Consider the following 19359-nt stretch of genomic DNA (forward strand, 5'->3'; position numbering starts at 1 on the left):
GCCGGTGACTACCCGCGCGGCGGAAGCGGCTCAGCGCGCCGTCGCGGGCGGAAAGATCATGTCGACCGTGCGGTCGAGCAGTCGGTGGACCTCGGCGACGTCCTGGCGCCCGAGCCCGAACAGGATCAGCTCGTGTGCAAGCACCGCGGTCACGACCGCGACGACGTCCGCGGCGTCCTCGTCCGGCAGATCGAACAACTGCTCGCGGTACGAGCCGAGCACCTGCGCCGAGAACTCGGCGAACAACGCACACACGATCGGATCGGCCGACTGGCGCAACACGTTCTGCAGGCGCAGATACGTCGGGTACTCCTCGAACCGGTGGACCGAGTGGTGTAGGCGAATCCGGATCCGTTCGGCCGGAGGCAGTTCCGGATCGGGTGCGCCGCCGTGCTTGATCGGATCGGTCGCCGACCAGTCTCGCAGGACGGCGGCGTACAGGTGTTCCTTGGACGTGAAGTACCGGTACACGGTCCCGAGGGCGACCCCCGACCGTTCCGCGACGTCGCGGATCTGGATGCGTTCGAAGTCGTCGTCGACGAGCAGTTCACCGGCCGCATCGATGATCCGTTGACGGCGCTCCCGCTGCCCCTTCGGCAGCGACGCGGGGTCCTGCAGCGCCGGCCTACCCAGCCGATCCGGCACCCCTGCATCCACGTTCGTACGCCTCCCGTCGCACCCGCCTGATCAGCGGGACACCTGCACCGATGCTACTGGCACCCCTCCCAACCACCACGAAACGAGGTCGACCGCGATGCCCGACAGCACGTCCCGAGAATCCCGAGAATCCCGAGAATCCCGAGAATCCACCGCATCCTCCGAGCCCACCTACGACGCCGTCGTCGTCGGTGCCGGGTTCGCGGGCCTGTACACGCTGCACAGCCTGCGCCGGCGCGGTCTGACCGTTCGACTGTTCGAGGCCGGCGATGGTGTGGGCGGCACGTGGTTCTGGAATCGGTACCCGGGGGCGCGGTGCGATGTCGACAGCGCCGACTACTCGTACTCGTTCGACGACGACCTGCAGCAGGAATGGGTGTGGACCGAGCGCTTCCCCGCCCAGCCGGAGATCCTGCGCTATCTCGAGCACGTCGCCGACCGGTTCGGTCTGCGTGAGGACATCACCTTCGGCTCCCGCGTGACGTCGGCGCACTTCGACGACGCGAGCGGGCTGTGGACGGTCACCACCGACAGCGGCGACACCGTCACGGCCCGCTGGACCGTCATGGCCACCGGACCGCTGTCGTCGGCCCGGATTCCCGACATCGCAGGCCTGGCCACGTTCACCGGCGAGATCCACCACACCGCGAACTGGCCCGAGCAGGGCGTCGACTTCCGCGGCAAGCGCGTCGGCGTGATCGGCACCGGCTCGTCGGGAGTCCAGGCGATTCCGGTGATCGCGGAACAGGCGGCGGAGCTGACTGTGTTCCAGCGGACTCCGGGATTCGTTCTTCCGGCACGCAACCGGCCGCTCGGGCCCGGCGAACTCGCCGAGATCAAGGCCGACTACCCCGCGCGCCGGCAACTGCAGCGGCAATCGCACGGCGGCTGGATCCTCCCGCCGCCGGTCGGACTCGCACTCGAGACCGCACCGGATGTTCGGATCAAGGAGTACGAGACCCGCTGGGCCGCAGGCGGGCTCGCCTTCCAGACCACGTTCGGCGACGTCATGACGGATGCCACCGCGAACGAGACCGCCGCCGAGTTCGTGCGCTCGAAGATTCGTGAGACGGTCTCCGATCCCGTCACCGCGGAAGTGCTGTGCCCCAAGGGCTATCCGCTGGGATCCAAGCGTGTGTGTGTCGGCACCGACTACTACGAGACCTTCAACCGCGGCAACGTCGAACTGGTCGACCTGCGTGCCACCCCGATCGAGGAGATCGTGTCCGAGGGCATCCGCACGGACGCCGGCGTCCACGAACTCGACGCGATCGTCTTCGCCACCGGGTTCGACGCCATGACCGGCGCGCTCGGCGCCATCGACATCCGTGGACGGGACGGGGTGACGCTGCGCGACACGTGGGAGGCGGGCCCGCGCACCTACCTCGGCGTCTCGGTGGCCGGGTTCCCCAATCTGTTCGTGCTCGCCGGGCCGGGTAGTCCGTCGGTCCTCTCGAACGTCGTGGTGTCGATCGAACAGCACGTGGAGTGGGTGATCGGCTACCTCGACCACATGCGCAGCACCGGTGCCCGGTTCGCGGAGGCCACGCTCGAGGCGCAGGACGAGTGGGTGGAGCACGTGACGGGCATCGCCGTCGGCAGCCTCTACATGCAGGCGGACTCGTGGTACCTCGGTGCCAACGTCCCCGGGAAGCCGCGCATCTTCATGCCGTATCTCGGCGGCGTCGGCAACTACCGGAACCTGTGTGCGCAGATCGCCGCGGACGGCTACCGAGGGTTCTCCACAACCACCGAACTCGGATAGATGCAGCGTGGTTACATGGACGAAAGCACCGCCATCCGTGACGATCGATCGTTGGGAGAAGCGCCGTGACCACTTCGAAGGATTCCCCCGCACCGGACATCAAGCCGCGCAGCCGGGACGTCACGGACGGCCTCGAGAAGACCGCCGCCCGCGGCATGCTGCGGGCGGTGGGCATGGGCGACGACGACTGGGACAAGCCACAGATCGGGATCGGGTCGTCGTGGAACGAGATCACCCCGTGCAACCTGTCGCTGGACCGACTGGCCGACGCGTGCAAGGACGGCGTGTTCGCGGCCGGCGGCTACCCGCTCGAGTTCGGCACCATCTCGGTCTCGGACGGCATCTCGATGGGCCACGAGGGCATGCACTTCTCGCTGGTCTCCCGTGAGGTGATCGCGGACAGCGTCGAGACGGTGATGCAGGCCGAGCGACTCGACGGTTCGGTGCTGCTCGCCGGCTGCGACAAGTCGCTGCCCGGCATGCTGATGGCGGCCGCGCGACTGAACCTGGCCAACGTCTTCCTCTACGCCGGCTCGATCCTGCCGGGCATCGCGAAGCTGTCCGACGGCACCGAGAAGGAAGTCACCATCATCGACGCGTTCGAGGCCGTCGGGGCCTGCTCGCGCGGACTGATGAGCCGAGAGGACGTCGACGCGATCGAACGCGCGATCTGTCCCGGCGAGGGCGCGTGCGGCGGCATGTACACCGCCAACACGATGGCGTGCGCGGCCGAGGCGCTGGGGATGTCACTGCCCGGCAGCGCCGCACCGCCGGCCACCGACCGCCGCCGCGACGGGTTCGCCCGGCGCAGCGGACAGGCCGTGGTCGAGTTGCTGCGCCGCGGGATCACCACGTCGGACATCCTGACGAAGGAGGCGTTCGAGAACGCGATCGCCGTCGTCATGGCGTTCGGCGGCTCCACCAACGCGGTACTGCACCTGCTGGCGATCGCACACGAGGCCGAGGTGGCGCTCACGCTCGACGACTTCGCTCGCGTCGGGGCGCGCGTCCCGCACCTGGCCGACGTCAAACCGTTCGGCCGTCACGTCATGATCGACGTCGACCGGATCGGCGGCGTCCCGGTGATCATGAAGTCCCTGCTCGACGCCGGACTGCTGCACGGCGACTGCCTCACCGTCACCGGCCGCACACTCGCCGAGAACCTCGCCGAGATCGCTCCCCCGGACCCGGACGGCAAGGTCCTGCGCGCGCTCAGCTCACCGATCCATCCCACGGGCGGCATCACGATCCTCGAGGGCACGCTCGCGCCGGGCGGCGCGGTGGTGAAGTCGGCCGGGTTCGATTCGTCCGTATTCGAGGGAACCGCACGCGTTTTCGATCGTGAGCGTGCGGCGATGGATGCGCTCGAGGACGGGACGATCACGGCCGGCGACGTCGTCGTGATCCGCTACGAGGGCCCCAAGGGCGGACCCGGGATGCGGGAGATGCTGGCGATCACCGCCGCGATCAAGGGCGCCGGCCTCGGCAAGGACGTGCTGCTGCTGACGGACGGCCGGTTCTCCGGGGGTACGACGGGACTGTGCGTCGGGCACGTCGCGCCGGAGGCCGTCGACGCCGGGCCGATCGCATTCGTCCGCGACGGCGACCGGATCAGCCTGGACGTCGCCAACGGGGTGCTCGATCTCCTGGTGGACGAGAAGGAGCTCGCCACCCGCCGGAGCGGATGGGAGCCCCTGCCTCCCCGTTACACCCGTGGCGTGCTGGCGAAGTACACCAAGCTCGTCGGGTCGGCGTCCGACGGTGCCGTGTGCGGCTGACACCGTCGGCCGGAATCTAGACGTTCTCGAGTCGGATTCCCTTGGTCTCCCTCATGAACAGGCACGCGACACCGGTGAAGACGCAGAGCACCATGATGTAGACGCTGAAGGCCCACCCGATCCCCTGCCCTACCAGGAGTTGGTTCAGGTAGGGCGAGGAACCACCGAACACCGCGACGGAGATCGAATACGCGAATCCGATCGCCTGTGTGCGGAGCTTGGTCGGGAAGCTCTCCGACAGCGTCGCGGACAGGACCGACGCGGGAATCGAGACGACCAGGAGCGCGACGGTCGTCGCCACGAGCAGCGTCCACCCCGACGACGTGATCATCGCGGTGAGCGGGAACTGCAGCACGAACATCAGCCCCGCGAACGCGAACAACATGGGCCGGCGACCGATCCGGTCCGAGAGCAGCCCCCAGAAGGGAAGCGAGACGAGCGCGATCAGCTGTGCGATGACGAGCATCCAGTAGGCGGTGTCGGGATTCATGCCCTCCTGGGTGATCGCATAGGTCGAGATGTACGACGTCCAGGTGTAGTGCGCGGCGGTGATGCCGGACGTCATACCGATCATGAGCAGCACGGCACGGACCACGGTCCGTCGAGGAATGCGGGTGTCGTCCGAGTTGTCCTGCGCGTCGAACACCTCGCTCTCCTCCATGCTCCGGCGAAGGTACAGCGCTGCCAGCGCCAGAACCGCACCGATGAGGAAGGGGATACGCCAACCCCACTGCGCGACCGCGCTCTCCGACAGCGTCGAGGTCACGACACCACCCACCGAATAGGCCAGCACGGACCCACCGAAGATCGCGATGAAGGCGACACTGCCCCACATGCCTCGACGGTTCGGCGGTGCGATCTCGCTGACGTACGAGTACGCGGTCGCGGACTCGCCACCGTGCGCAAATCCCTGAACAACGCGGGCCGCCAACAGAATCACCGAGGCCCAGACGCCGACGGACTCGTACGTGGGCATGATGCCGATCACCAGGCTGCCACCGGCCATCATGAGCATGGTGGTGATCAGGACGAATTTCCGTCCCCGCCGGTCGGCGATCCGCCCGAACACGATGCCGCCGAGCGGGCGCATCAGGAACCCGACGGCAAAAACGGCGAGCGTGGACAGCAGGGCCGACACCGGATTCGAGTTGTCGAAGACAACCGCGGCGATGAACGGCGCGAACACTGCGTAGGCGCTCCATTCGTACCACTCCAGCACGTTCCCGACCGCACTCGCCAGGAGCGACTTCTTCTTCGAGCCGATGCCCGTAGCGTTCGCCTGCCCGGGGCGTTCTCTCTCGGCAACTTCAGATGTCACGATTCTTCAGCTTTCGTCAGAATTGGTTTGCTGTGGAACGGAACTCACATCGTGGCGCCGGCGCGGCCACGGAGTTCGGTTCGGCGGATCTTGCCGGTGAGTGTCTTGGGAATGGAGTCGACGACGTGCACCTGCCGCGGCCGCTTGTAGGCCGCCAACCGGTCACCGACGAACGCGACGAGCTCGCTCTCCGACACGTGGGCGCCGGGGTTGAGCGACACGTACGCAACGACCCTCTCGCCCTGATAGTCGTCCGGCTCGCCGGTGACACCTGCCTCGTAGACGGCCGGGTGTTCGTGCAACACACCTTCGACCTCACGTGGCCACACCTTGTAGCCGGACACGTTGATCTGGTCCTTGAGCCGGTCGACCAGGTAGACCCATCCGTGCTCGTCCATGATCGCCACGTCGCCGGTGTGGAGCCGGCCGCAGGGAAAGGTCTTCGCCGTGTCCTCCGGCCGCCCCAGATATCCCGCGATGATCTGAGGCCCGGCGAGGGTCAGTTCGCCTGCCGTCCCGGCGAGGACCGGTTCGCCGTCGGCACTCACGACACGAGCGTCCAGCAGCGGTAGCGGGATCCCGATCGACAACGACCCGCTGGCCGGATCGACCGGTGCGCGGGCACCGGGAGGAACCGCGATCACCCCGGACGACGTCTCCGTCATCCCGAACGCGTTGTGGATGTAGTGCCCGAACCGCTCCTCGAACTTCCGGACGGTCGCAGGCGGGATCGGAGCACCGCCCGAGTAGAGCGCCTTGACCGATGCGAAGTGCTCCGGGGAGGCGTCGGGCACCCGGTAGAGGGCGTTGAAGACGGTGATGGATCCGATCGTGAACGTGACCCGGTGCTCGACGAACGTCTCGAGCGTCACCTCGGGGTGGAACCGATTCGCGAAGACGAGTGTGCAGTCACGAATCAAAGCGACGACCGCGTTGATCACTGCACCGGTGATGTGGAACAGCGGCGCGATCGCGAAGACGACGTCGCCGTCGGCGGTGCCGACGAAGTCACCGAATGTCGTGGCGACGGCGAGCACGTTCGCATGCGTGTTGAGGCTGGCCTTGGGAATGCCCGTCGTTCCGGAGGTGTAGGCGACGATCGCCGTATCGTCGCCCGAGACGTCCGGTCGCGGGGGACGCGCACCGCGATGGCGGGCCACGACGTTCACGAGGTCCTCACCCACCCGGCTCGTCGCCCGGACCGGATCGGCAAACACCCTCGGGTCCGACCTGTTCTGGAAGTCGAGGTCGCTCGTGGTGATCAGCCATCGGACCGAGCTGCCCCGCAACGTGTCCGCCGTTTCCTCCGCAGAACGATCCGAACAGATGACACCGACGGTGCCCGCGTCGTCGACCAGGTGCCGCAGTTCAGCTCCGCGATACATCGGGTTGAGGAGCAGGGCGGCCGCACCGATCTTCCACAGGGCCACCATCGAGATGGCGTACTGCGGGATGTTCTGCAGGTAGATCCCGACACGGTCACCCCGCCGGACCCCCTTCTCCGACAACCCGACCGCGAGCGCGTCGGACTGTTCGTCGACCTCGGCGGCGGTGAGCACACCGTCGAAGTAGCGCAGGGCCACACCATCGGGATTCGCCGCGACGCGGGCATTCCAGGCATCGACGAGCGACGCGAACGGGATCGACGGATCCGTGACCGTTCCACTCGGATACAGCGACATCCAAGGGCGTGCGTCGGGCATGGCACCAGCCCCCTTTCGGCAGTTGACAACAGGGCAACAGCAGGACTCGGGACGCGAGCAGTGGGACCCCGGCGAACCCGCCAAACTGAACAGACCGACCGATCGCTCGTTCGGGTACAGGGAGTGTTGCCTGTCACACCTGGCGTGTCAAGTGGGAGCGGGCGGCCCGGGTATCGCACATGCACCGACACAGCGGGAAACCTTGAAGGACGACGTGGTCCGCCCACGAGAATGTGCCGGACCCTCGACGAGGATCCGGCACATCGGCGAAACGGGAACTACACCTAGATCGGTCTGTAGCCGGCGCCGGGGCCACCGGTCGCGTTGATGCTGTCGATGATCGGCGTCATGTTGGTGCCGAGTTCGGGACCGAGGCAGGCGACGCCGAGATAGGCATTCACCATCGCGACCAGCGTCGTCCCGACGACGACCGGTGAGCCCGAATCGCCCTCGATGACGCACATCTGCGTCCACGTCTCCTGCGATTGGAGCACGTCCCCGTACACGACGCCGCATGTGTGACCGGTGGTCCGCCCCTGCTTGCACGCGACCGCCGGGAACTGCGCCGGTGTACCGATCCCGGTGATGGTGACCTCGCCGATCGTGTTCACCGGCGCGACCTTCGCGGGATCGAATTCGATCACGGCGTAGTCGTAGTCGTGGTTGGACACCGCGAAGTGCCCCACCACCCCGGCGTCGGGTGCGGACTCCGGCACCACCGCCGCCCCGGCCTCACCGCAGTGCCCCGCCGTGATGCCGACCAGCCTGCCGGCGTTGTCGTGCCCGATGGTGGTGAGCGTGCATTCGTACATGTTGTCGATCACGATTCCGGACCCACCGCCGAGAACCGCCTTCGGCGGTGCGGCGGTGGCGGTGCCGACTCCGAGCATGGCGGCGATCACCGCCAACGCCGCGAAGATCAAGGAAAGTCGCTTGAGCATGTTGCCCTCCCGGTTGGCGCTACGAATGTGCCATCGGTCGATCACCGCCACATGCCTGCGCACTACCCTGCATGCACGCCCTCGCCGCGATCATGCGCGCGCGAGTCGGCGGGACACTCTATCGGCAACCTTCCCACCTCCGTCGATGCCGACGGGCCTCGTTGACCCGATCGTCACCGAATCGCCGACTAGGTGGTCGAGCCCAACGCTTCGAGCGCCCGTCGCGCATCCTCGAGTTCCTTGCTCAATGCCTCGATCCGCTGTTCCGCAGCCTCACGAGCAGCGGAGATGACCGATTGGACGGCCTCGAGCGCGACGGGCTCCCCGAGTTCGCGGACGGCGCGATCCACCGCGTCCGGACTGACCGGAACCGCCTTGCTCGGGCGCTTCGCACCATGCGCGACGGTGACCGTCCACTCGTTCTCGGGGCCGGCGTGAATCGTCACGCTCACGCTGCCCGCCGCGACCTTCTTGGTTCGGCGGGGTGCAGGCGCGGCGCTGGGTGCCGGTGCGGGAACCGCGGGAACGGACACCGACTCGGCCTTCGCAGCCGGCGCTGCCGCGCGCACCGGCGCGGGTGCCGCGGCCGGCGTGGGTCGCGCCGCGGGACGCGGGGTGGAGACCTGGGCGGGCACCGGAGCCGGGGCCGGGGTCGGGGCGACCTTGCGCGCGGTCGCGGGCTTGGCTGCAGCCTTGGCGGGGGGCTCGGGCGCCGTGCGCGTCATGCGCAGTTCCTCCGCCTCGAACGGCAGTTCGTCGTTGACTCCCTTGGGGCGGATGATGACCGTATTTCCTTCCACGGAAACAACTTTGGCCGAGCATCCCGCCTCGATACCGAGGCTGGGCGTGGCTTCGCGGAGGTACACGGTGGCGCGCTTCCCCTCGGCGACGGCCGCGGCCAGTGCCTCGAGGTTCTCCGCGGTGAGGTGTTCCGGTGACGAGCCTGATCCGGAACGTCTGCGGGGCGGCATGATGTGGATCCTCCTGAATACCTACAAGAACACTGAAACCAAGAACACTGAAACCAAGAACGCTGAAACCTACCCCGCTACTCTGGCACAGCCCACCGACAGCCCCGACGACCCGCGGGTCGGCGGAAGCGGCCACTCGTCCCGGATCGGTGATTCACTCTTGGGGCAATTCGTCGCGAAAGGGGCCTGCCGTGGAGCTCTCCGAGAACCTCGATGCCGGTGTGCTCGGCGTCATCCAGTCGGAGGTCGAGCAGACGCTGCTCGGTGGCCCGCGGCGATACACCCGGGACCAGATTGCCGAGCTCGCCGACGTGCCACTCGAGCGGGCGCAGCGGTTGTGGGTGTCGATGGGATTCGCGATCGACGCGGATCCGGACGCCGTGATGTTCACCGACGGCGACGTCGCCGCCCTGCGCGCCCTGGTGGGTTTCGTGGACGGTGGCGCGCTGGCCCCCGATGCCGCGGTCGCCGCCACCCGGGCGCTGGGGCAGTCCATGTCCCGGCTGGCCGAGTGGCAGGTTGCGGTACTGAACTCGCACCTGGCCGACGAGCTGGCCACCGCCCACGCACAGTCCGGCACGCTCGACGAGCAAGCCCTGCGGACCGCGGTCGGGTCGCTCACATCGCAACTGCTGCCCACCGTCGAAGCACTGCAGTCGTATGTGTGGCGGCGGCATCTGGCGGCGGCCACCGCGCGCCGGTCCGGCAGTGTCGGCGAGGACACCAGCCACCGGGCACTCGTCGTGGGGTTCGCGGACATGGTCGGGTACACGAGTCTGACGCGTCGGATCCGCGTCGACGACCTGAGTTCACTGCTCGAGGAGTTCGAATCGCAGACGACGTCGATCATCACGCAGGGCGGCGGGTGGGTGGTCAAGAACGTCGGCGACGAAGTGATGTTCGCGGCGGAGAAGGCGGCCGACGCGGCGCGGATCGCGCTGGCGCTGCAGTACGCGGCGCACACCGACACGGATCGACCCGACCTTCGGGTGGGGCTCGCGGCGGGATCGGTGCTCATGCGGTTCGGCGACCTGTTCGGCGAGGCGGTCAACATCGCGGCACGACTGACGAGCGCAGCCCGGCCGGGAACCGTCCTGGTGGACGCGGAACTGGCGGCGATGCTCGCCGACGACGACGGCGTCACGCTCAGGTCGTTGCGGCCGCTCCGGGTCCGCGGGTACTCGCGGCTGCGCGCGTTCGCGCTGCGGCCCGGCCGCGGTCCGGACGGTCCGTGACGCGGGTCAACTGCCGTCCGACGGGGTGTCCGCCGCCGTCTGCGAACCTCGGGCCGCGAGGAAGTCGTCGACGATCCGCACACAGGCGTCCGGCCCCAGCGGTGCGAGGGTTGCCAGCTTGGTGAAGACGAGCGGTCCGACCAGTTGCGCGAGGGCGAGGTCGTAGTCGAAATCACCCAGGGACCGGCGCGCCTCGTCGGTGCCGAGCACGCGATCGAACGCGGTGCGGTACTGCACGACGACATGCTCGCGCAGCGACCTGAGTTCCGGCTTGTCCGCGTGGGGATGGTCGACCCCCTCCAGATCCGACGCGCTCGAGTAGTCGTCGAGCGCCGGCCCCATTCCCAGCCAGCACAGCGCGGTCACGTGCATCGGCGCCTCTTCGATCAGCCGGGCCTGACTCACCATCAACTCGACCAGTTGCGTCCGCAGATCGCCCGACAACGGGACCGCGGGGGCGGGCGGGATGAGCCGTCCGAAGGCCGCCGCCACCAGTTCGGTACCGCTGTCGAAATGCCGGTAGAGCGTCGCCCGCGCCACCTTCGCGAGTTTCGTGACGGCATCGATCGTGACGGCGTCGGTGCCCCCCTTCGCGAGAAGCGTGGTCGCGGCGTCGAGCAACCGCGCACGTGAACGCGCCTTTCGCGGATCCTGCTCCGACTCCGCCACTTCCGCTACGTCACCAGCCATCCGTCATCACCTCTTGTGGAACCGTCAGTTCACCTACGATACTGACAGTCTTGTTTCGTACGGGGAGGCCCGCATGGCTGGAAAGTACACCGGAAACGCGGAGCGGATGACGTGGGGCCAGATCTGGACCCTCACCGTGTCGTGCGCAGCGGTGGCCCTCGTCGTGGCGGCAATGGCAGCCCTCAACACCGCGCTGCCCGACCTCGCCCGCGACACCGGGGCCACCCAGTCCCAGCTCACCTGGATCGTCGACGGCTACACCCTCACCCTCGCGTGCCTGCTGCTGCCGGCCGGCGCGCTGGGCGATCACTACGGCCGCCGTGGGGTGCTGGTGTTCGGCCTGTTCGTGTTCGGGGTCGCCTCCGCCCTGCCGATCCTGGTCGACTCCCCCGCCTGGCTGATCGGCGCCCGCGCGGCCTCGGGCATCGGCGCGGCGTTCGTCATGCCGGCGACACTGTCCATCCTGACCGCGAGTTTCCCGGCCGCGCAGCGTTCCAAGGCCGTCGGCATCTGGTCCGGCGTCGCAGGATCCGGTGGTATCGCCGGTCTCATCGGCTCCGGACTGCTGCTCGAGCAGTGGTCCTGGCACTCGATCTTCGTCGGGCTCGCGGCCGTCTCGGCCGTGCTGTTCGCGCTGTCCTTCACGATCCCGTCGTCCCGCGACGAACACCCGTCGGCGTTCGATATCCGTGGCGGCGTGCTCATCGCCGGGGCGATCGGGGTGTTCGTGCTCGGCATCATCGAGGCACCGCAACGCGGGTGGCTCGACCCGCTCGTGCTCGCGGCCATCGTCGGTGGGCTCGCCGCGGCCGCTGTGTTCGCGATGGTCGAACTCCGCGTGGCGCACCCCCTCCTCGACGTCCGACTGTTCCGCAACCGTACCTTCGGTGTGGGATCGACTTCCCTTCTGCTGCAGTTCTTCGCGACGTTCGGTCTGTTCTTCCTCATCGTCCAGCACCTGCAGTTGGTCCTGGACTACTCGCCGCTGCAGTCGGCCCTCGCACTGGCCCCGATCGCCGTCGTGGTGCTCGCGCTGTCGGTGCTGGCACCGCTGCTCATTCCGCTGCTGGGGCTGCGGGCGATGACGTTCGGAGGTCTCACGGTCATGGCTGTGTCGCTGGTCCTGCTGGGTCGGCTCGACGAGACCAGTTCGTACCCGGATGTCGCCGTGCCGCTCGTGGTCGCCGCCTTCGGGCTGGGGCTGTGCACCGCGCCCGCGACCACGGCCATCGTGCAGAACACCCCGACCGCCAATCAGGGTGTCGCGTCCGCGGTCAACGACGCCACCCGCGAGATCGGCGCCGCGATCGGCGTGGCACTGGCGGGCAGCATCCTCGCAGCCGGTTACGGACAGCACATCCAGCCCGCGGTCGATGCCGTCCCCGAGCAGGCCGAGCAGCCCGTCGGCGACTCGCTCGCGGCCGCGCTCGAGGTCTCCAAACTCGCGGGCCCGCAGGGGGATCAGCTGGCCGAGTTCGCGAAGGAGTCCTTCCTGCACGGTATGCAGGAGGCCTCGTTCGTACTCGCCGGGGTCCTGTTCGTCACCGCAGTCGTGCTCGGTGTGTGGGCGCCGGGCGGACGCGGCATCGCCACCGCACCCGAACCGGAGAACGCCGACGTGCTCGCCGAGGTCGACTGATCGGACGGGCGTCCGGCGGTCAGTGGGTGGCGGCCCGCGCCGACACCTTGCCGGTCGCATCGGCGTGGAAGAGTGCGTCGTTGTAGTGACATCCCGGAGGCACCCACTCGAACGTCTTCTCTTCCGAGAACTTGTAGTAGAGGGCGCGCCGACCCGCATTCCGGCCGACGGGTGGTGGGGTGCTGTGCATGAGGTCGCCGAAGTGGAGGGTGAGGTCACCCGGCTCGGTCTCGAGCCTGACGACGGGCAGGTTGCCCTCCTCACCCCACTGCAGCCAGTGGTTGGTGTACCGGTGCGAGCCCGCCAGGACCATGAGCTGACCGTTCTCGGGATCGGCGTGGTCGAGCTGGACTCCGGCCTGGATGAGCGGGCACAGAACCGGGTGGCCACCGATGCCGTCATCGGTGTGCCAGCCGAGATCGCCGTCACCCTTGACGATGTCGGAGGACTTGACGAAGACCATCGGCCCGTCCAGACGGTCATCGCACACGCGGAAGGCAGGGTTGCCCAGGCGCGCGAATTCGGTCATCCGAGGTTCGAAACAGAGTTCCTGCAACACCTCCGAATGGCGACCGAGGTAATTGATGCGGGTGACCACTTCGTCACCGTCGGCATTGAGCGACCACCACGAGTACGGATCGCCGGGGGTCGTCCGGGACCGGACGAACTCGACCTCTTCGCGGAACGACGCGATCTCCTCCGGGGAATACACCTCCTTGACGTGCAGGAATCCCGCGGTGTCGAGGAAATGACGCATCTCGTCGCGATCACCGTCGACCGGGAAGCGACGAAGCAGGTCGAGGGGCTCGCCGTCGAGCCCGACGAGCGTGTCCCGCACGGCATCGGTGTAGATCGGCCGGCCCGAGATCAGGGACCGTGTGGCCGGCTGCCATCGCTTCCAGCCGTCGAGGCTGCCCCGCACCACCGTCGCGCGCTCGGTGCGAACGGAACCGCTCGCCGTCAACAGCTCGTTCAGGTACGACGAGAACGTCGTCTCGTCGAGTTCGACGAGCGTCTCGGCGTTCTGCTCGCCCTCCACCACCCGGATGCCGTCAGCCGTGGCGGCCCAGGTGAACGCCCGGCCGCCGGGAAGCCGGAAGCCCAGCGGCGGCACACCCGCGAGATCATCGACCAGAAGCACGGCGTTTCGGGCGTTCAGTGCCGGCAGCTGGATCGTGTGGAACTCGTCGAACGAATACCGCGGGAAGGAACCCGCGATTGCCTCGACCCAGGGAAGACCTGTTCCTCGCGTATCGGTGCCCATTCCACACTCCTCCGACGTTTCTTGTTCTCTCCAGATGGTCCACGGAACGAGCCGATTTCGATCTCCAACGCGCCGAGCGGCGGGGATCAGCCCACGCGCGCCGATCGTGGGATCGGGATCGGGATGGCCTCCAACAGCTTCCGGGTGTAGTCCTCCCGCGGATGGTCGTAGATGTCGCTGACGGTGCCGGTCTCGACGACCTCGCCGGCTCTCATCACCATCACCCGGTCGGCGATCACCTCGATGAGCGCCAGGTCGTGGCACACGAACAGGTAGGCCAGGCCGAGTTCCTCCTGCAGGTCCCGCAGCAGGTTGAGGACCTGCGCGCGAACCGAGACATCGAGCGCGGCAACGGGTTCGTCGCAGACAATCATCTTCGGTTCGAGCGTCAACGCCCTCGCGATCGCGACACGCTGGAGCTGACCGCCGGACAACTCGGCCGGATACCGTCCGAGGTAGCGGGAGCCGATTCCGACCTTGTCGAGCAACTCGCGGACGCGTTGTGTGCGGGCGACGCGATCGAGGTCGGAGTGCACGAGCAGCGGTTCGGCGACCGCGTCGGCCACGGTCATCCGGGGGTCGAGGGAGGAGTGCGGGTCCTGGAAGATCATCTGCATGCCGCGGCGCATCTCGCGCAGCCGGGCCGGTTTCGCCGCCCGAACGTCCTCGCCGTCGAAGGTGACGGTGCCGGAATCGGGTTCGATCAGGCGCAGCACCATCCGACCGACGGTGGACTTGCCGGCCCCGGATTCTCCGACGACAGCGAGACATTCGCCGGCATCGAGTGTGAACGAGACATCCCGCACCGCATGGGTCCACCCGGTTCTCCGGCCGAGGAAGTCCCGACGGGTGGAGAACGATTTGGTCAGGTTCGTGACCTCGAGCAGGCTCATGGGGCCTCCACTCCTTGCAGTTGCAGATCCGTCACACGCAGGCAGCGCGCTGCCCGGCCCGCGGTCGTGTCGGTCAGCGCGGGATGCGTGGTGTCGCACAAACCGGCGCGGGCGTGGGTGCAGCGGTCGTGGAAGTGGCAGCCCACCGGCCACTCGCCGGCAGCGGGGATCCGGCCCGGGATCGCGGCGAGGCGTCTGTCGACGCCCCGGCCCGGACGCGGGATCGAGGCGAGCAAGCCGGACGTGTAGGGGTGCTGCGGGCGGAAGAACACCTCGGCGGCGCGGCCGTCCTCGATCACCTCGCCCGCGTACATCACCACGACTCGCTCGCACAGTTCCGCGACGACGCCGAGGTCGTGGGTGACGAACAGCAGCGCGACCCCGGTCTGCTCCTGCAGGTCCCGGAGCAGATCCAGGATCGTTTCCTGCACAGTCACATCCAGCGCGGTGGTGGGCTCGTCCGCGATCAACAGCCTCGGGTTGCAGGCCATGACCATCGCGATCATCACCCGCTGGCACATGCCGCCGCTGAACGCGTGCGGATACTCCCGCACCCGCTCTGCGGCCCGCGGAATCTGGACCAACTCGAGCATCTCGACCGCACGCGCCATCGCGGCCTTGCGGTCCAGCCCCAGGTGCTTACGCACCGACTCGGCGATCTGATCGCCCACCGTGTAGGCGGGATTGAGGCTGCGGATGGGCTGCTGGAAGATCATCCCCATCCCGGTGCCCCGCAGCTTGCGCCACTCCTTGGCGGGCAGCGCCGTCAGGTCCCGCCCGTCGAACTCGACGCTGCCGTTCGAGACCCGCCCACCGGTGTCCGGGGTCAACCCCATCACCGCGAGTGAGGAGACCGTCTTGCCCGATCCCGATTCACCCACCAGTGCAACGGATTCACCCGCGGCGACGTCGAACGACACATCCTGGACCGCGGTGACCCAGTCCTTGCGGCCGGCGCGGAACTGCACCGTGAGGTCGCGCACCCGCAGCAGGGGCGCGGTGGGATCGGCTCCCGGGTTCAGCGGACGGGTGAGGGTGTCAGTTGCTGCCATTGCGACTCCTCGTCAGGGCGCGGCGCACACCGTCGCCGAGGTAGGTGAACGCGAGCACGGTCAGGAAGATCATCACGCCGGGCGGCCACACCAGGTAGGGCGCGAGCTGCATGTTCGACGCGGCCGTGGACAGCATCGACCCCCAACTCGCGGCCGGCGCCTTCGCGCCGAGACCGAGGAAGCTCAGACTCGCCTCCGCCGCCACGGCGGTGCCGAGCGAGACCGAGATGACCAGCACGATCGGCGGCATCACGTTCGGCAGGATGTGCCGGACGATGGTGCGGGACGTGGTGCAGCCCAACGCGACCGATGCCTCGATGTAGGTGTCGCCCCGCACGTCCATCGTCGATGCCCGGGCGACACGGAAGAACCGCGGGGCCATCACCAGACCGACCGCGAGCATCGCATTGGTGATCCCCGAACCGAGGACCGCGACGATCGTGATCGCCAGGACCAGCGACGGCGCACTCATCAGTGCGTCCATGATCCGGGTCAGGACGGTATCGACCCAGCCCCCGCTGTAGCCGGCGATCACACCCAACGGCAGACCCAGCACCAGCGCGAGCGCCACCGCCTGCAACGACGCCTGCAACGAGATCCGGGCACCGTAGATCAACCGGCTCAACACGTCCCGGCCGTAGTCATCAGTCCCCAACCAGTGCGCCGACGACGGTGGCTGCAGCCGTGCGAGCAGATCCTGCGCATACGGATCGTAGGGCGCCAGCAGCGGCGCGAAGACCGCCATGACCACCAACAGCAGCACGAACGCCCCCGCCACCGTCGCCGCGGGGCGGCGACGCACGAAACCCCAGACTCGGCCGGCGACGCCGGGAGTGCTGTCGCCGAGCGCTTCGGTAGGCAATGTCGATGTCATGCGCGCACCTTCGGATTGAAGTAGCCGTACGAGATGTCGACCAACAGATTCACGATCACCACCACACACGTGGTGAACAGCACGAACCCGAGCAGCACCGGCACGTCATGGTTCTGCACACTGTTGACCGCGAGCGATCCCATGCCCGGCATGCTGTAGATGATCTCGATCGTCACCGCACCGCCGAGCACCTCGGCGACCCGGAATCCGAGCACGGTCACCACCGGGATACACGCGTTCTTGAGCCCGTGTTTGAGGACGACGCTCGCCTGACCCAACCCGCGTGCCTTCGCGTTGAGGATGTAGTCGCTGCCCATCACCTGCCCGAGGGACGACCGCAACTGCAACGTCACCTCCGCGGCGGGCAGCAGCGCCAACGCGACACCCGGTAGCACCAGATGCTGGAACCACGGCACCACACCGTCCGAGAGCGGCGCGTAGCCGAATGCGGGGAAGATCTGGTTCGACACCGCGAACAGCGACACCAGGACCAGGCCGAACCAGAATGCCGGGATCGCGATCGCAACAGACGCGATCACGTTGATACCGCGGTCGACCACGCCACCCGGACGCAGCGATCCCAGCACCCCGAGAATCACACCGATCACGACGGCCAGCACCATTGCGAACCCGACCAGCGAGAGCGTGGTCGCCATGCGCCGGAACAGAAGTTCGGCCACCGACTGGTCCGACAGCAGCGACACCCCGAGATCACCGCGCAGCACCGACCCGACCCAGTCCAGATACCGCACGAACACGTTCTGATCCAGATTCAGGGTGGCCCGCAACTGCTCGAGCCGCTCCGGGGTCGGGTCCTCCCCCGCGAGGATCACCGCCGGATCACCCGGTGCCAGATCGATCAACAGAAAAATCAACAACGGTACGACCAACAGCAGCGGAATCGCCGCCAGCAACCGTTTTCCGGCATAGCGCAGCATCTTCGGCCTCTCGGCAGGTGTCGGTGTTCGGTGCGACTACTTGGTGATGCCCACGTGACGGACGTCGAAGATGCCCAGATTCACCCAGGGCATGTTCTCGGTGCCGACGACCTTCGCAGTGGAGATGGTCGCGTTCGTCTGGTTGCAGATCGGCACGAACATCGCCTCCTTCAACGTCAGGTCCCAGATCTCGTGATACATCGGGGCCCGCTCGTCCTGCGACAGAGTCGGATTCGCAGCCTTCGCGGCAAGCTCCGCGATCTGCGGGTTGCCGTTGGCCAGGTCGTACGGGCCGGTCACGAAGGTGTTGACCGTCTCGGCGGGATCCACCTTGGGGCTGAAGCTGTTGGAGACCATCGACTGGAAGTCACCGGCGATGTAGCGGGGTTCGTTCTGCGTGTTGGGGACCGGGTTCAGTTCCGCGTCGATGCCGGCCTGCGACAGCGTCGACTGGATGACGTTCGCCGGCTTCTCGGTGTTGGTGCCCGCCGCGAAGGTCAGCGTGACCTTGGCTCCGCCGGCCGCCTGCACCAGGCTCTTCGCCTTCTCGAGATCGAACTGGTACGGGTACTGGTAGGACGGGTCGGCCGCCCAGCTACCGGCCGGATACAGCTGACGGTTCGGGGTGCAGGTGTCGGAGAACAACGCGCTGATCGCCGCGGGATCGATCGCCGACGCCACCGCCTGCCGCACCTCGGGCTTCGCGAGATCACCCTGCGCCCGCATGAACACGCCCAGGACGTTCCGGAAGGGAACCTCGGTGACGTCCAGCGTGCCACTCTTGGACAACGAGTTCGCCTCGACGATCTCGTTGGCGGAACTCACCCAGCTCAGATCGGTGGCGCCGGTCTTGAGCCCGTTGAGTCGGGTACTCGCGTCGGAGATCCACTTGAACTCCATGCCCGCGACCTTCCCGGCCTCGGGGTCCCAGTTCGTACCGTCCGCACGGGCCAGGGTGACCGACTCCTCGGGCACGTAGGCCGTCACGACGTACGCACCGGATCCGCTCTGGCCCGGGTTGTTACGCAGATCGGCCTTCGCCTCGATGGCCTTCGGGCTGACCATCATTCCGACGTTGCTGCTGAACACACCGGGTAGTTCCACACCGGTACCGGGTGCCAACTGCAGACGGACGGTGCTGTCGTCGACCACGTCGACCGAGGTGATGTTCTTCAGCGCGGCGACGACCGTGCTGCCCTCCATGGTCTTGCCGCGCTCGATGTTCGCGGCCACCGCCGCCGCATCGAACGGAGCGCCGTCGTGGAAGGCGACGCCCTGGCGCAGCTTCAGCTCGAGGTAGGAACCGTCCGGAGCGAACTCCCACGACTCGGCCAGGGCCGGCTGGAGATCGCCGTTTTCGTCCACCACCGTCAGCCGGTCGAAAACCGGTGTGAGGTAGCCCCATCCGCCGTAGCTGGTCTGCATGTACGGGTCCAGGTTGCGGGTGGGCGCGCTCGCCGTGACCCGCAGGATCGCGGTGGGGTCGAGGTCACCGGATGCATCGGACGTCGTCGAAGACGAAGCCCCACCACCACATCCGGCGAGAACCGCGGCGGCCGTAGCCAGCACAGCCAGGTTCCTCGACCTGCGAAGCCACTTGTCCATCATGCAATGCCTCCTGAAAATCCACGACGAATCGGC

Annotated in this window: 16 protein-coding genes; 4 read left to right on the forward strand and 12 right to left on the reverse strand. The window is 67.7% G+C overall.

Annotation, left to right across the window (positions count from 1 at the left end; translation table 11 throughout):
* Positions 1 to 30 precede the first annotated feature (30 nt).
* Positions 31 to 657: a TetR/AcrR family transcriptional regulator gene (locus tag DEU38_RS14540; RefSeq protein WP_114722112.1), complete on the reverse strand. Its 627-nt coding sequence runs from the start codon at positions 655 to 657 to the stop codon at positions 31 to 33.
* A gap of 97 nt (positions 658 to 754) precedes the next feature.
* Here DEU38_RS14540 and DEU38_RS14545 point away from each other — a divergent pair, with 97 nt between their 5' ends.
* The gene (locus DEU38_RS14545) at positions 755 to 2422 is read left to right on the forward strand and encodes an NAD(P)/FAD-dependent oxidoreductase (RefSeq protein ID WP_114722113.1); all 1668 of its coding nucleotides are present in this window, start codon (positions 755 to 757) and stop codon (positions 2420 to 2422) included.
* Positions 2423 to 2487: 65 nt separating this feature from the next.
* Entirely contained in the window at positions 2488 to 4200 is a 1713-nt protein-coding gene (ilvD, locus tag DEU38_RS14550; RefSeq protein WP_114722114.1) for a dihydroxy-acid dehydratase, read from the forward strand.
* Between the two features lie 16 nt (positions 4201 to 4216).
* On the opposite strand, the gene DEU38_RS14555 is transcribed toward ilvD, so the two are convergent.
* The 4 genes from DEU38_RS14555 to DEU38_RS14570 form a co-directional block, all read right to left on the reverse strand.
* On the reverse strand, positions 4217 to 5518 hold the full coding sequence (locus DEU38_RS14555) for an MFS transporter (RefSeq protein ID WP_114722115.1): 1302 nt from the start codon (positions 5516 to 5518) through the stop codon (positions 4217 to 4219).
* Positions 5519 to 5562: 44 nt separating this feature from the next.
* On the reverse strand, positions 5563 to 7200 hold the full coding sequence (locus tag DEU38_RS14560; protein WP_258557921.1) for a class I adenylate-forming enzyme family protein: 1638 nt from the start codon (positions 7198 to 7200) through the stop codon (positions 5563 to 5565).
* Between the two features lie 305 nt (positions 7201 to 7505).
* On the reverse strand, positions 7506 to 8162 hold the full coding sequence (locus DEU38_RS14565; RefSeq protein WP_181818785.1) for a S1 family peptidase: 657 nt from the start codon (positions 8160 to 8162) through the stop codon (positions 7506 to 7508).
* A gap of 188 nt (positions 8163 to 8350) precedes the next feature.
* Entirely contained in the window at positions 8351 to 9133 is a 783-nt protein-coding gene (locus tag DEU38_RS14570) for a DUF6319 family protein (RefSeq protein ID WP_114722118.1), read from the reverse strand.
* Between the two features lie 191 nt (positions 9134 to 9324).
* Here DEU38_RS14570 and DEU38_RS14575 point away from each other — a divergent pair, with 191 nt between their 5' ends.
* On the forward strand, positions 9325 to 10368 hold the full coding sequence (locus DEU38_RS14575; RefSeq protein WP_114722119.1) for an adenylate/guanylate cyclase domain-containing protein: 1044 nt from the start codon (positions 9325 to 9327) through the stop codon (positions 10366 to 10368).
* A gap of 6 nt (positions 10369 to 10374) precedes the next feature.
* Here DEU38_RS14575 and DEU38_RS14580 read toward each other — a convergent pair whose 3' ends face one another.
* Positions 10375 to 11058 (reverse strand): TetR/AcrR family transcriptional regulator, encoded by a 684-nt coding sequence (locus DEU38_RS14580; protein ID WP_181818786.1) that lies wholly within the window; start codon positions 11056 to 11058, stop codon positions 10375 to 10377.
* Positions 11059 to 11131: 73 nt separating this feature from the next.
* On the opposite strand from DEU38_RS14580, the gene DEU38_RS14585 reads away from it, so the two are divergent.
* On the forward strand, positions 11132 to 12697 hold the full coding sequence (locus DEU38_RS14585) for an MFS transporter (protein WP_114722120.1): 1566 nt from the start codon (positions 11132 to 11134) through the stop codon (positions 12695 to 12697).
* 19 nt (positions 12698 to 12716) lie between these two features.
* Here the strand turns inward: DEU38_RS14585 and DEU38_RS14590 are convergent, their stop codons facing one another.
* The 6 genes from DEU38_RS14590 to DEU38_RS14615 all read right to left on the reverse strand — a co-directional run bounded on the left by DEU38_RS14590 (position 12717) and on the right by DEU38_RS14615 (position 19287).
* Entirely contained in the window at positions 12717 to 13961 is a 1245-nt protein-coding gene (locus DEU38_RS14590; protein ID WP_114722121.1) for a phytanoyl-CoA dioxygenase family protein, read from the reverse strand.
* An 86-nt stretch (positions 13962 to 14047) separates the two neighbouring features.
* Positions 14048 to 14854 (reverse strand): ATP-binding cassette domain-containing protein, encoded by an 807-nt coding sequence (locus DEU38_RS14595; RefSeq protein WP_114722122.1) that lies wholly within the window; start codon positions 14852 to 14854, stop codon positions 14048 to 14050.
* Positions 14851 to 15906: an ABC transporter ATP-binding protein gene (locus DEU38_RS14600; RefSeq protein WP_114722123.1), complete on the reverse strand. Its 1056-nt coding sequence runs from the start codon at positions 15904 to 15906 to the stop codon at positions 14851 to 14853. The genes DEU38_RS14595 and DEU38_RS14600 overlap by 4 nt, the downstream gene beginning before the upstream one ends.
* The gene (locus tag DEU38_RS14605; protein ID WP_258557912.1) at positions 15893 to 16780 is read right to left on the reverse strand and encodes an ABC transporter permease; all 888 of its coding nucleotides are present in this window, start codon (positions 16778 to 16780) and stop codon (positions 15893 to 15895) included. The genes DEU38_RS14600 and DEU38_RS14605 overlap by 14 nt, the downstream gene beginning before the upstream one ends.
* Positions 16777 to 17718: an ABC transporter permease gene (locus DEU38_RS14610; RefSeq protein ID WP_114722124.1), complete on the reverse strand. Its 942-nt coding sequence runs from the start codon at positions 17716 to 17718 to the stop codon at positions 16777 to 16779. The genes DEU38_RS14605 and DEU38_RS14610 overlap by 4 nt, the downstream gene beginning before the upstream one ends.
* Positions 17719 to 17754: 36 nt before the next feature.
* Positions 17755 to 19287 (reverse strand): ABC transporter substrate-binding protein, encoded by a 1533-nt coding sequence (locus DEU38_RS14615; protein ID WP_258557913.1) that lies wholly within the window; start codon positions 19285 to 19287, stop codon positions 17755 to 17757.
* Between the last annotated feature and the right edge of the window lie 72 nt (positions 19288 to 19359).

The sequence above is a fragment of the Rhodococcus sp. AG1013 genome, from assembly GCF_003350365.1.
Taxonomy (GTDB): Bacteria; Actinomycetota; Actinomycetes; order Mycobacteriales; family Mycobacteriaceae; genus Prescottella.

Bases quoted from the DNA above. Each gene is read 5' to 3' on its own strand.
- DEU38_RS14545 (WP_114722113.1), top strand. From the start codon at position 755: ATGCCCGACAGCACGTCCCGAGAATCCCGAGAATCCCGAGAATCCCGA.
- DEU38_RS14560 (WP_258557921.1), bottom strand. From the start codon at position 7,200: ATGTCGCTGTATCCGAGTGGAACGGTCACGGATCCGTCGATCCCGTTC.
- DEU38_RS14565 (WP_181818785.1), bottom strand. From the start codon at position 8,162: ATGCTCAAGCGACTTTCCTTGATCTTCGCGGCGTTGGCGGTGATCGCC.
- DEU38_RS14570 (WP_114722118.1), bottom strand. From the start codon at position 9,133: ATGCCGCCCCGCAGACGTTCCGGATCAGGCTCGTCACCGGAACACCTC.
- DEU38_RS14580 (WP_181818786.1), bottom strand. From the start codon at position 11,058: ATGGCTGGTGACGTAGCGGAAGTGGCGGAGTCGGAGCAGGATCCGCGA.
- DEU38_RS14585 (WP_114722120.1), top strand. From the start codon at position 11,132: ATGGCTGGAAAGTACACCGGAAACGCGGAGCGGATGACGTGGGGCCAG.
- DEU38_RS14590 (WP_114722121.1), bottom strand. From the start codon at position 13,961: ATGGGCACCGATACGCGAGGAACAGGTCTTCCCTGGGTCGAGGCAATC.
- DEU38_RS14595 (WP_114722122.1), bottom strand. From the start codon at position 14,854: ATGAGCCTGCTCGAGGTCACGAACCTGACCAAATCGTTCTCCACCCGT.
- DEU38_RS14600 (WP_114722123.1), bottom strand. From the start codon at position 15,906: ATGGCAGCAACTGACACCCTCACCCGTCCGCTGAACCCGGGAGCCGAT.
- DEU38_RS14605 (WP_258557912.1), bottom strand. From the start codon at position 16,780: ATGACATCGACATTGCCTACCGAAGCGCTCGGCGACAGCACTCCCGGC.
- DEU38_RS14610 (WP_114722124.1), bottom strand. From the start codon at position 17,718: ATGCTGCGCTATGCCGGAAAACGGTTGCTGGCGGCGATTCCGCTGCTG.